The 12283-nt window shown below is 58.9% G+C and carries 13 protein-coding genes; 9 read left to right on the forward strand and 4 right to left on the reverse strand.

The window, feature by feature from the left end; all coding sequences use genetic code 11:
- Positions 1–6: 6 nt before the first annotated feature.
- From G547_RS0105340 to G547_RS0105350, 3 genes are all read right to left on the reverse strand, one after another.
- Positions 7–495, reverse strand: a complete 489-nt coding sequence (locus tag G547_RS0105340) for an Lrp/AsnC family transcriptional regulator (RefSeq protein WP_036187358.1) — start codon at positions 493–495, stop codon at positions 7–9.
- A 157-nt stretch (positions 496–652) separates the two neighbouring features.
- Positions 653–1219 (reverse strand): DUF4200 domain-containing protein, encoded by a 567-nt coding sequence (locus G547_RS0105345; protein WP_027328952.1) that lies wholly within the window; start codon positions 1217–1219, stop codon positions 653–655.
- A gap of 121 nt (positions 1220–1340) precedes the next feature.
- Positions 1341–1673, reverse strand: coding sequence for a hypothetical protein (locus tag G547_RS0105350; protein WP_027328953.1), 333 nt, complete (start codon positions 1671–1673; stop codon positions 1341–1343).
- Between the two features lie 266 nt (positions 1674–1939).
- Here G547_RS0105350 and adk point away from each other — a divergent pair, with 266 nt between their 5' ends.
- The 9 genes from adk (at position 1940) to G547_RS0105395 (ending at position 10715) form a co-directional block, all read left to right on the forward strand.
- Complete coding sequence (gene adk, locus G547_RS0105355) at positions 1940–2593, forward strand: adenylate kinase (RefSeq protein ID WP_027328954.1); 654 nt, start codon at positions 1940–1942, stop codon at positions 2591–2593.
- A 315-nt stretch (positions 2594–2908) separates the two neighbouring features.
- On the forward strand, positions 2909–3631 hold the full coding sequence (locus tag G547_RS20270) for a hypothetical protein (protein WP_051234886.1): 723 nt from the start codon (positions 2909–2911) through the stop codon (positions 3629–3631).
- A 156-nt stretch (positions 3632–3787) separates the two neighbouring features.
- Complete coding sequence (gene tsaB, locus G547_RS0105365; RefSeq protein WP_027328955.1) at positions 3788–4504, forward strand: tRNA (adenosine(37)-N6)-threonylcarbamoyltransferase complex dimerization subunit type 1 TsaB; 717 nt, start codon at positions 3788–3790, stop codon at positions 4502–4504.
- Between the two features lie 40 nt (positions 4505–4544).
- Entirely contained in the window at positions 4545–5345 is an 801-nt protein-coding gene (locus tag G547_RS0105370) for an undecaprenyl-diphosphate phosphatase (RefSeq protein ID WP_027328956.1), read from the forward strand.
- 89 nt (positions 5346–5434) lie between these two features.
- On the forward strand, positions 5435–6745 hold the full coding sequence (locus G547_RS0105375) for a M18 family aminopeptidase (protein ID WP_036187454.1): 1311 nt from the start codon (positions 5435–5437) through the stop codon (positions 6743–6745).
- Between the two features lie 19 nt (positions 6746–6764).
- The gene (locus G547_RS0105380; RefSeq protein ID WP_027328958.1) at positions 6765–7442 is read left to right on the forward strand and encodes a hypothetical protein; all 678 of its coding nucleotides are present in this window, start codon (positions 6765–6767) and stop codon (positions 7440–7442) included.
- Between the two features lie 37 nt (positions 7443–7479).
- Positions 7480–8502 carry a cyclic nucleotide-binding domain-containing protein gene (locus tag G547_RS0105385; protein WP_027328959.1) on the forward strand — a complete coding sequence of 341 codons (1023 nt, stop codon included), beginning with the start codon at positions 7480–7482 and terminating at the stop codon, positions 8500–8502.
- The gene (locus G547_RS0105390) at positions 8502–9623 is read left to right on the forward strand and encodes a tRNA-queuosine alpha-mannosyltransferase domain-containing protein (protein WP_027328960.1); all 1122 of its coding nucleotides are present in this window, start codon (positions 8502–8504) and stop codon (positions 9621–9623) included. The genes G547_RS0105385 and G547_RS0105390 overlap by 1 nt, the downstream gene beginning before the upstream one ends.
- Before the next feature lie 84 nt (positions 9624–9707).
- Complete coding sequence (locus G547_RS0105395; RefSeq protein WP_027328961.1) at positions 9708–10715, forward strand: tryptophan--tRNA ligase; 1008 nt, start codon at positions 9708–9710, stop codon at positions 10713–10715.
- Positions 10716–10956: 241 nt separating this feature from the next.
- On the opposite strand, the gene bioA is transcribed toward G547_RS0105395, so the two are convergent.
- Positions 10957–12258 carry an adenosylmethionine--8-amino-7-oxononanoate transaminase gene (gene bioA, locus G547_RS0105400; protein WP_036187362.1) on the reverse strand — a complete coding sequence of 434 codons (1302 nt, stop codon included), beginning with the start codon at positions 12256–12258 and terminating at the stop codon, positions 10957–10959.
- Between the last annotated feature and the right edge of the window lie 25 nt (positions 12259–12283).

The raw sequence follows: 12283 nt of genomic DNA on the forward strand, positions 1-12283 counted from the left end.
ATCGCCTTACAGGGGCAGTTCCGTGGTGTATTTCACCTGCTTCAACGCGAAGTTGGAGCGAATAGAGGCGACATGGGGCAGGGCGCGCAGTCGCTCATTCAGCAGGCGTTCGTAGTGCTCGATACTGTTGACCACCACTTTAAGAAGATAGTCGCAGTCTCCGGTACTGGCATAGCATTCCAGTACCTCGGGGATGTCCTGTATGCCCTCTTCAAATGCCCGAAGCGTCTCTACCTGGTGGCCGGTCAGGCGCACTGCGCCATGGACCACCACATTCATGCCGACCTTCGACGAGTCCAGCAAGGTCACCTTACCTCGAATGATGCCTTCGGATTCCAGCCGTTTGAGGCGCCGCCAGCATGGCGTATGGGACAGCCCGATCAAGTTGCCGAGGTCTGCCATGGAGTAGTCGGCACTCGCCTGAAGAGCGCGGAGGATTTTTCGATCGTAGTCGTCCAGATCGATGGAGCCTGAGGGGGAGGTTGATAATGACATAGTTGTTATCCTGATTATGGGTTTCTCTCATCAACCATTTTAGGGGGCGTTGGCGGTGCAATCAATTGCGTAATTGAAGGATGAGCCCACACCTGCCAGGAAGGCGGGTGTGGGAGCGGGGCGATGACCGAAAAAAAGGGGGGGGGCGACTCTGGGTTTAGCGGGCGCCGGGTCCCCGGCCTCGTCGACCCGCCGAAATCGGCGTGGCGGGCTCTTCCTCGGCGGTCGGGGTGTCCGACTCCTCAGAGGCGAAAGGTGAAGTGGTGGGGCTCGCGGGTGAGGCGGTCGGCGCGGGTGAGGGAGCCTGCTGTGGCCGGGCGTGTTCGAACCGTTCTTTTATGCGAATCAGCTCCTCCAGCGTGTGCGCCAGCTCCGAGAGCTCTGACTGCTTCTTGTCGATTTGCTTCTGCAGGCTTTGGATGTCCTGCTCAATACCTTGATGCTCGCGACGGACCCGCTGCTCCTTCTGGCGCGCGTCCTGCAGAACGTCGTCGAGCCGGATGTGGGCGGATTCCAGCGTTTTACAGATCACCGCCATCAGCTCATCACTCGGCGCCTCGGGCAGGTCCCGTATCAGGCCGATGGCGTCGTCAAAACTGTAGCGTCCGGCCGGGCGGGTTCTGGTCTCCTCCACCAGGGGTTGGTGAAAATCATCCCGTGTGGGAAGCTCCAGGCTATCGTCCTCGGGTTGAGCGTCATTATCGTGTTTACTGAACAATCCCATCGTGGTGTCCTCCAGTCAGAAACCCATAAGGAAGCAGCTCCGCTCCCCCGCACCTGTCGGTTGGGAAGCGGATCGTGCCTGATTGTTCAGCTTAGTTCATTTTTGCGCGTTCGGCGCGGGGTCAGGCGGGCTCGCCCTTGAGTTTGTGCAGGTGTTTCTGGCTCAGGGAGAGGAAACGGGGGGTGGGGCCCTCATCCCCGAAAATAGGGTCTCCTTCCTCGTCTTCAGCGACCACGGTGGAACCTTTGACGTACGGCATGCCGGACTCGAGCTCGGCCAGTGCTGCAGAGAGCAGGTCGGTGATCACGTTCTCCGGCGTCTTCTTGGGGTACATCTCGCACAGCGCCTCAATGCGCGCGGCGTCTTCCAGCGGTAGATGCACCGCATAGCTTTGTTCGGTGAGACGTCCGCTGGCGTTCTTTTCCCAGTGACTCATGAGTTCGCTGACTTTCATCGATAAAACCTCATTTCTGGTCAGGGGTGGCGGGCCCCGGCGGGCCACGCCCTTCACTATCAGTATAGAGCAGCCTCCCGCCAACAGCTATGCAGCGAGTGGCTTTGTTTACCTTCTACAGTTCTGTGGGCGAAGAGTGCCCAAATCAAGGGCTGACGGGCTCTAAGCCTCTATATTGTGCTCCGGGAGCCGGCCGTGTATCGTATGCGGTTTTTCATTGGCCGTCAGTCCGCCAATCCTTACTGTATGCTTTTAAGGAGCAACCCATGAAGATAATCCTGCTCGGTGCCCCGGGAGCCGGTAAAGGTACCCAGGCACAGTTGATCATGGATAAGTTTGGTATTCCCCAGATTTCCACGGGCGATATGTTACGTGCCGCTGTTAAGGCGGGCACTCCCCTCGGTTTGCAAGCGAAAGACATCATGGCGGCGGGCGGATTGGTGCCGGATGATCTGATCATCGCGTTGGTCAAGGAACGCATCAAGTCTCCGGATTGTGCCAACGGCTTTTTGTTTGATGGTTTCCCCCGCACCATTCCCCAGGCTCAGGCGTTGCTGGATGAAGGCATCCAGATTGATCATGTCATCGAAATTGATGTCGCCGACGAGGAAATTGTCTCCCGGCTGGCCGGTCGCCGGGTGCATGAGCCTTCGGGACGGGTGTACCACATTGAGCACCAGCCGCCGAAAGAGGAGGGTGTGGACGATATAACCGGGGAACCCTTGATTCAGCGTGAGGATGATCGGGAAGAAACCGTGCGCAAACGCCTATCGGTTTACCACGAGCAGACCAAACCCTTGGTCAACTTTTATCGTGACCTTGAGGCGAGCGGCAACGCCGAAGCGCCAAAATACACCCGCGTTTCCGGGGTGGGCAGTATTGACGATATTCGTCAGCAGCTTGAGGAAGTTTTGAAATAGCGGCACGTCGTTTCAATTAATAGAAGCGTTTTTTTGATGGGGCCCGCATTTGCGGGCCCCATTTTGTTTCAGTACAAAAAACTGAGAAGCGTTGCTTTTAAGCAACAAACAACCCACAAAAAAACGGGTTTAACCAACTAATCCATAAAAATTTCAAAAAAAGTGGAAAAAATCAGCAAAATATTTGCTAAAAACTCGCATTGTGTCTAATTTTTACATAGTATTTGTGGACGGACTGGATGCACATTGAACTGTGCCCTGTTTTATTAATCAACTGATGTGTAAACAACGATACGAAGTTGAGGAGAAACATTTATGGCCAGAGTAGCAAAAAAGCGTAAGGCAACTGCCAAACGCGCCACGGCAAAGCGCACTGCCACACCCGTAACAGCGGCTGATCCGGCGGTAGTCAAAGCAGAAGCTAAAATCGAGAAACTGCAGAAGGACGTCGACGCCCACGCCAAGAAAGTAGAAGCGGCGCGGAAGAAAGCGGCGGCGGCCAAAGCCAAAGCGGCGGGCTCAACCCGAGCCACTGACAAGCGGGCTGCTAAAACCGCGAACGCTGCAGTGAGCAAAGCCAACGAGCGGGCGAAGGCTGCGCGGTCCAAAGTATCCGAGGCGCGCGTGGAATTGGCCAAAGCCAAAGCCATGGCGAGCGCCAAAGCGGCTGCTGACGCGGCAGAGGCCAAAATCACTGAATTGCGTGAGCGTTTGGCTGAAAAGGCCGAGAGCGATCTCGAGAAGGCGAAAGAAGCTTATGAGCAGCGGTGGCGGAAGTCTCGTGCCAAGGCTGACGAGCGCAAGGTAAGAGCAGCGAAGAAGAAGGCCGCAGCCAAGGCCAAAGCCGCCGAGAAGAAGGCAAAAACCAAAATAGTCCAGGTGGATCGCAAGGCGGCCGCCAAGGCTAAGTCCAAAACTCGCAAAAAAACCGCTAAGAAGCGGGCGACCACCAAGCGCTCTACCACTGCGGCACCGGCGAAAACCCGTGCCCGCAAGGCAACTGCCAAGCGCCGTGGCCGTCCGGCCAAGAAAGCGTAAGGACGTTTAGCAGGCCCCGGGCCTGAATCGTTCAAACCCGAAGGGTGTCGGTCAAGGCCGCCGCTCTTCGGGTTTTTTGCTTTTATGGTCCCTGTCATGCACTCGCCTGGGAAATCTGGCAGAATGCGGGCTCTCAGAGTTCGAGAGTCTGACGATATGCCCCGAATACTTGCCCTGGATACCTCCTCCGACGCCTGTTCCGTTGCTTTGATGGACGGTGAGCGCACATTGAGCCGTTTCGAATTGGCGGCCAAGAGCCATACTCGGCGATTGTTGCCCATGGTGGATGAAGTGCTGGCTGAAGCTGGCTGGAGTCTTGCGAATTTGGATGCGCTGGCATTTGGTCGCGGGCCGGGTTCCTTTACCGGGCTGCGAATCGGGTTGGGTGTGATACAGGGGTTGGCGTTCGCCCGGGACCTGCCCGTTGTTGGCGTTTCCACATTGGATGCCATGGCGCTGGGATACTATGAAGCGCATCCCGTTTTTGCGCAGGAGGGGCGACCAGTGCTGGTGGCACTGGATGCGCGCATGCAGGAAGTGTATTGGGCGCTCCTGTCCTGGACTGGCGAGCCCGATTGGCTGCGGCGGCTCGAAGCTGAAGCGGTATCGCCCCCCTCAGAGGTCGCCGCACAACCCGGTGTACAGCGGTTGGGTTCGGCATTTGTGGCCATTGGTCCCGGCTGGCACTATCCCGAGCTTGCCACCCTGACGCCTGAACACCGGGACCTCGAAGTTTACCCTGATGCGCTGCATATGTTGCCTCTGGCCAAGCGCGCGCTGGCCAATGGTGAAGCGGTGCCGGCCGAGCAGGCGCAACCGGTGTACCTGAGAGACAAAATCAGCTGGAAAAAACGCCAGCGTATTCGCTCCTGACCAACCCCTCGCTTGTCGCTTGTGACTGACGGAATCGACCATGGAAACCTTGCACATCGTTTTGCTCGCCCTGATTCAGGGGATTACCGAATTTCTTCCCATCTCCAGTTCGGGCCATCTGTTGTTGCCCAAGGCGTTATTGGGCTGGCCCGATCAGGGGTTGGCGTTTGATGTGGCGGTTCATGTCGGCACTCTGACGGCGATAGTGCTATATTTTCGGGATGACCTCTGGCAAATGACGCGCGACTGGAGCCGTCAGGTGGTGGCGCGCGCGCCGGCCACCGAGAACAGCCGACTGGCCTGGCTGCTGATACTCGCCACCTTGCCCGCGGCCGTCTGCGGTCTGGTCTTTGATGGTTTTATTGAAGAGCACTTGCGTTCCACCCTGGTGATCGCGTTGACGACCCTGATTTTTGGTATCGCGTTGGGCTGGGCCGACTGGCGTGGCGGCCGCGCCCGAACCATCGCCGATATTACCTGGAAGGCGGCTCTGTTGATTGGGCTGGCCCAGGCGCTGGCGTTGATTCCCGGCACATCTCGTTCGGGTATCACCATTACCGCCGCGTTGCTTCTGGGGTTTACCCGAACCGACTCGGCGCGCTTTTCATTTTTGATGTCCGTGCCGGTCATCGCCCTGAGTGGCGGGTACAAAGCGCTGCAGTTGGTGATGCAACAGGAGCCGGCGCCCTGGATGGAACTGCTGATTGGGGCCGCGTTGGCGGGCGTCAGTGCGTTTGTTGTTGTGCACTATTTCATGCAGTATATCAGCCGCTTGGGTATGATGCCGTTCGCGGTCTATCGTCTGATACTGGGTGGCGTTCTGTTATTGATCGCGCTTTGACGTCGTTCCGTAAACCACGAGTGTTTTCATTGGCTCGGCGCGTCAATGAATGAATACACCATGAAATTCTGCGAGTGTTTATGACTTCCATGTCGTCTCAAACCTTTAACGAAGGCCTGCTGGATTTTCTGCAGGCGTCCCCCACGCCGTTTCATGCCGCGGCCAATATCGCCGCTGAACTGACCCGCGCCGGTTTTCAGCCCCTGGCCGAAGGCGAAGCCTGGAAGCTTGAGCCCGGTGGTAAGTACTGGGTTATGCGCAACGGCTCGTCGGTTATCGGTTTTGTCTACGGTAAAGAATCGCTCCCGGCCAGCGGTATTCGCATGGTGGGCGCCCATACGGACAGCCCCTGCCTGAAAGTCAAACCCACGCCCGAGTTGTCGCGCCAGGGTTACGCCCAACTGGGTGTTGAAGTGTATGGAGGGGCTTTGTTGGCGCCCTGGTTCGACCGGGACCTCTCCATGGCGGGACGGGTCAGCTACCGGGACAACCACGGCCGGATTCGCAGTGCCCTGGTGGATTTCAAGGCGCCGGTGGCTGTGGTCCCCAGCCTCGCCATCCACCTGGACCGCGAGGCCAATCGTCAGCGCAGTATCAACCCCCAGAAAGAGCTGCCACCGTTGTTGTTGAGTGAAACTCCGGGCGTGGATCAGCCCGAGTTCCGCGAGCGCCTGAAAGCCCAAGCGCTTGCCCAACACCCGGACCTTGAGGTGGACCGGGTGCTGGATTTCGAAATCAGCCTGTACGATACCCAGCCTCCGGCCATAATCGGAATGGCGGAGGACTTTCTGGCCAGTGCCCGGTTGGACAATCTGCTGAGCTGTTATGTCGGACTGCAGAGCCTCATTGACGCGGACGACCAGTACAGTAGCCTGCTGGTCTGTAACGACCACGAAGAGGTGGGCAGTGCCTCGGCCTGTGGCGCCAAAGGGCCGATGCTGCAACAGTTTCTTGAGCGCCTCCTGCCCGACGTCGAAACCCGAATGCAGGTGATAGACGCTTCATTGATGGTCTCTGCAGACAATGCCCACGGCGTTCACCCGAACTTTTCTGACCGCCATGATGATAATCACGGCCCCCGGCTGAATCTGGGGCCGGTGATCAAGGTCAACGCCAACCAGCGCTACGCCACTACCAGCGAAAGCAGTGCCCTGTTTCGGGATTTGGCCGAGCGGGCGCAAGTGCCGCTTCAGACGTTTGTCTCCCGCACGGACATGGAGTGTGGCAGCACCATCGGGCCTATCACGTCCTCCGAAGTCGGGGTAAAAACGCTGGATGTGGGCGTTCCCACTTTCGCGATGCACTCGATTCGCGAACTGGCCGGCCGGGATGATGCCTGTTATCTCTATCAGATACTGAACGAATACTTCCGTTACCCGCATGCACCGGGGCGGTCCTGAGACAAAGAGGGGAAGCGCTATGAATCATACGGGAGTCTCTGTTCTGTGGGCTGCGGGCCTGTCTGTTCTCGCCGGTTATGCCAGTGCCAACGGCGGCCACTTCATGGTGGACGATGCGAGTATCACGCCCCCGCAAAACTGTGAGTTTGAAACGTGGTACACCCACGCGGATCCCGTCAGCCATTCGGTGGTATCCCCGGGCTGCAATTTTACCGGCGGTTCGGACTGGACGTTGCCGGTGACCTACAACAATGAAACCGACGAAGTGTCGGACATTGGCTTGGAATACAAAAAGGTCGTGTGGACGTCCCGCAGCGGGCCCGCGTTGGCAGTCTCTGGAGGCGCCAACTACCATCGTTCCGCCAGCGAGCTTGATCGCTATTTTGTGAATGTGCCGCTGAGCTTTCAGTTGGTGGACAGTTTGACTCTGCACCTCAATGGCGGTGTGGAGCACGATCGGGTAATCGACGATACCTATGCGACCTGGGGTGTGGCGGCGACCTTCAAACCGGTGGTCGGCCCGGTCTGGATTCTGGAGATGGCCGACAACGACCTGCGTCAGGATCCGATCTACGCCGGTGGCGTTCGTACCGCCATTGGCAGCACCCGCTGGACCCTGGACCTGGGCCTGGCACACGATACTCAGTTGGATGAGACCGCCTATACTCTGGGAATCAATATTCCCCGCCTGTTCTAACCGGCGCTCGTTTGTTTTAACGGATGGTAGTAATGTAATGACGCTCCAGCGAGATACGCTCCGGGCCTTTGCCCCCTTTGATCGACTGTCGGACGAGTACCTGGACAAGGTCCTGGAGAAGGCCGAGTACTCGGCAATGTCCCGGGGCACTCTGATTTTCAAACGCGGCAAAACGCTTGAATCCCAATATTATCTGTTGTCGGGGCGGGTCGACCTGATCGATGCGCAGTTCGAGAAGCGCCCGCTGGAAGCCGGTTCGGAAGAAGCCCGCTTTCCGTTGACGGATCACTCCCCAACGCAGGTGTCCGCCGTGGCCATGTCCGATGTGGAGCTGGTGGCGCTCGAACGGGACTTTCTCGACCTGGTCATGGTCTGGAGCCAAAGTGGCGATCACCCCGATGCCGAGCCCGGCGACGGCGAGCATGACTGGATGTCTTACCTGCTTGAATCGCCGCTGTTTACGCGTATCCCCCCCAGCCACATTCAACAGTTGTTCGTGCGCTTTGATGAAATCGATGTGGGAGAGGGCGATTGGGTCGTCCGCGAAGGCGAGCCGGGGGATTATTTCTATGTGCTCGAATCCGGCCGCGCCAAGGTGAGCAACAAAGCTGGCAAGGTATTGGCGGAACTGGGAGCGGGCTCCTATTTTGGAGAGGAAGCGTTGGTGGGTGACACTACCCGCAACGCCAATGTCCAGATGATATCCGCCGGACGCCTGATGCGTCTGGAAAAAGCCGACTTCAAAACACTGCTGCAGGAACCGGTGATCCAGACGATTCCGGCCGCCGACTGGCCCGAACGGCGCAATCAGCTCAAACAACCGGAAGTGTTGGATGTGCGTCTCGCCGTCGAACGTCGTTTTGGCAAGCTCGAAGGCAGCCGCAGCCTGCCACTGGCACAGCTGCGAGACACGCTCGAGCAGCTCGATAGCGACAAGGTGTACGTGGTGACCGATGACGCCGGTCGACGCAGCTACGTGGCCGTGCAACTGCTGGCTCAGAGCGGGCTTGAGGTCTATCTGCTGGAGGGGGCAAGCGAGCATTACGGAACCGCCGGTTAATGCGGATTCTGCTCCTGTCCGGTTACGACGCTCCCAGCCACCGGCGCTGGCGTGAGCAACTGGCCGCGCGTTTCCCGCAGTGGCAGTGGACTCAATTGGCCCTGCCGCCCCGGCACTTCAAGTGGCGGATGCGCGGCAGCGGCTTTCTCTGGGCGCATCAGGCGCGTGAAACGCTGCTACAACCCTACGACCTGCTGATCGCCACCTCCATGGTGGATCTTTCCTGTCTGCGCGGTCTGGTGCCCGAGCTGTGCCGAATTCCCACCTTGGTCTATTTTCACGAGAATCAGTTTGCCTACCCTCAGCGCAAGCAGCAGCGAGCGAACGTTGAGCCGCAGCTGATCAACCTGTACACCGCCCTGTGCGCCGATCAGGTCGCCTTCAATTCGGATTACAACCGAACCTCCTTCCTGGCTGGGGCAACCCGCCTTCTGCAACGGCTACCCGACGCTATCCCGGACGAAGTCATGGGCGGTCTTGAAGCACGCTCGCGGGTCTTGCCCGTGCCCATGGAGGCGGCCTGTTTTGTCCCCAACCGGGCCGATAGCGTCGGCCCGTTGACCCTGGTATGGAACCACCGTTGGGAGTATGACAAGGGTCCGGATCGGCTGCTCCTGGGGTTGCAGCGGTTTTTTGAGCAGTGCCCGGACGCCCGGCTTCGCGTGCACATGGTGGGGCAACAGTTCCGCCAGCAACCGCCTGCCTTTGATGCCCTGAAAACATTGCTGGCGGAGCACGATGCCCTGGGCCACTGGGGTTATGAGCCCAGTCGGGAGCGCTACCGGGACCTTCTGGCGCAAAGCCATCTTGTGCTTTCCACGGCGCTGCACGATTTCCAGGGGCTGTCGGTGCTCGAAGCGGTGGCTGCCGGTTGCTGGCCTCTGCTGCCCGACCGTGAAGCCTACCCGGAATGGTTCCCGGAGGAGTGTCGGTACACGAGTGATCGGGGTAACCCCTCGAGCGAAGCCGATGCTTTTGCCCGCGCACTGCAGAAGGTGTACGAGGCTTTCGAGGCGGGGCACTCACTTGAGGCTCCCTCCGTTGATTTTCTCCACGAACGCCATTGGCAGCAGCCCTACACCGACGCGTTGACCACGCTCGCCCAAACGGTCAAATTGTGAGCTCGAAGGTGCAAAAGCCGGTGGCCAACCTGTATCATTGGCGGCTTTTCTCCTTCCAACCTTTGGCAGCGATACGATAACGACATGAGCAAACAGCGGGTTTTAACAGGTATCACCACCACGGGCACCCCCCACCTGGGCAATTACGTGGGCGCGATTCGCCCGGCGATTCGCTCGAGTGAGCGCGAAGACGCCGAATCGTTCTACTTCCTGGCGGACTATCATGCGCTGATCAAGTGCCAGGACCCGGAGCAGGTGCATCAATCCACCCGCGAGATCGCTGCCACCTGGCTCGCTCTGGGCCTGAATACCGACAAAGCCATTTTCTACCGGCAGTCCGATGTGCCCGAAATTCCCGAGCTGTGCTGGCTGTTGACCTGCATGGCGGCCAAAGGCCTGATGAACCGCGCTCACGCCTACAAGGCGGCGGTGGCGGCCAACCAGGAGACCGGCGAAGATCCGGACTTTGGCGTGACCATGGGGCTTTACAGCTACCCCGTGCTGATGGCGGCTGACATTCTGATGTTCAACGCTCACGAAGTACCCGTGGGCAAAGACCAGATCCAGCATGTGGAAATGGCGCGGGACATCGCGGCGCGTTTCAATCACCATTACGGCGAGCACTTCGTATTGCCGGAGGCGAAGGTGGACGAGCATGTGGCCGTGTTGCAGGGCCTGGATGGCCGCAAGATGAGCAAAAGCTACGGCAACACCATTCCACTGTTCTTGCCCGAAAAGAAATTGAAAAAACACATCAACAAAATCAAAACCAACCTGTTGGAACCCGGTGACCCGAAAGACCCCGATGACTCTACCGTATTCCAGATCTGGCAGGCCTTCGCGACTCCCGAGCAGACCGAAGAAATGCGCCAGGCCTTTGCCGAAGGCATTGCCTGGGGCGAGGCCAAGAAGCAGTTGTTTGAATTGGTTAACGACCAGCTTGGAGAGGCGCGTGAGCGTTACGAAGCGCTGATGGCTAACCCGAAGCCGATCGAAGAAGTCCTGCACGCCGGTGCCGAGAAAGCGCGCGAGCGCAGCCGGCCTTTGTTGCAGAAATTGCGTGAAGCGGTGGGGATCCGGCCGATTGGTTGAGCTATGGAGCGAAGGCTGGCGGTGGGGTAGACCCTTTCAAGACACGCCGTAAACCCATCCTTGGGGGCTCGAATCGAGGGTCCCCCGCTCCACGGTCTTGAAAGGGTCTACCCCACCGCCAGCTGGCCAGCACGAGCCATCGATTAACCCAGACTCCGTAGGGTAGGTAAGCGAAGCGCCACCTACCCAATCAGACTGAGGTGTGGCACCTCACCGCGGGCCGGACTAACCGACCCAGCCATCACCCTAACTCGGAAACCACCCGATAAATCCCCCCGGTCAACGTCCGCAACTCCTCCTCGGAGGTCACAAACGGCGGCATAATGTAAACCAGCTTCCCAAACGGCCGCACCCAAATGCCTTCTTCCACAAACCGGGGCTGCACGGTCGCCATATCCACCGGCTCATGTAACTCCACAACACCGATCGCCCCCAATACCCGCACATCGGCTACCGCGTCTAACGCCCGACAGGGCTCCAGTTCGCGTTTCAACTGCGCTCCGATGGTTTTCACTCGTTGTTCCCAATCGCTTTCCAACAACAGATCAATACTGGCACTGGCCACCGAACAGGCGAGGGGGTTGCCCATAAAGGTCGGCCCGTGCATAAACACCCCGGCGTCTCCCCGGCAGATGCCGTCACTGACCCGGTCATTGCACAGCGTCGCTGCCAGCGTCATGTAACCGCCGGTCAGGCCCTTGCCCAGGCTCAGAATGTCCGGGCTGATGCCCGCGTGCTCGCAGGCGAACAGTTTGCCTGTTCGACCGAAGCCGGTGGCGATCTCATCGGCAATCAGCAGGACATCGTGCTCATCGCACAGCTCCCTCACCCGCTTGAGGTAGTGGGGAGAATAGAAGCGCATGCCGCCCGCTCCCTGGACGATGGGCTCCAGAATCACGGCGGCAAGCTCGCCCTTGTGATCGACCAGAAGTTGTTTGAAATCGTCAATGTAGCGCTCGTCCCAGTCGGCATCAAAGTCGCATTCAGGCTGCGGCGCAAAAAGCTGTTGTGCCAGGGTGTGACTGAACAACTGGTGCATGCCGGTGACCGGGTCGCACACTGACATGGCGCCGAAGGTGTCACCGTGGTATCCGCGACGCAGCGCCAGGAAGCGATGCTTCTCCGGCTTGCCCTGGGACTGCCAGAACTGCATGGCCATTTTCAACGCGACTTCAATCGATACCGACCCGGAGTCGGCAAGGAACACTTTATTCAGGCCCGGTGGCGTCAAATCCACTAGTTGTTTGGCAAGTCGCACGCCGGGTTCATGGGTCAGGCCGCCAAACATGACATGGGCCATTTTTCCCAGTTGCTCCTCGATGGCCCGGTTGAGCGCCGGATGGTTATACCCGTGCAACTGGCACCACCAGGAGGCCATGCCGTCGATCAGCGTCCGGCCGTCGGCCAGGTGCAGGTACACGCCCTCGGCCCGCTCCACCGGGAACACCGGGGTCGGATTCAGGAAGGAGGAGTAAGGGTGCCAGACGTGCTGGCGATCAATGTCCAGGATCTGGTCGGCAGTGAGAGGCTGGGAACGGGACATAGCGGTTCTCTGACGGGTTGGAAGC

It is taken from the genome of Marinimicrobium agarilyticum DSM 16975 (assembly GCF_000423345.1).
Classification (GTDB): domain Bacteria; phylum Pseudomonadota; class Gammaproteobacteria; order Pseudomonadales; family Cellvibrionaceae; genus Marinimicrobium; species Marinimicrobium agarilyticum.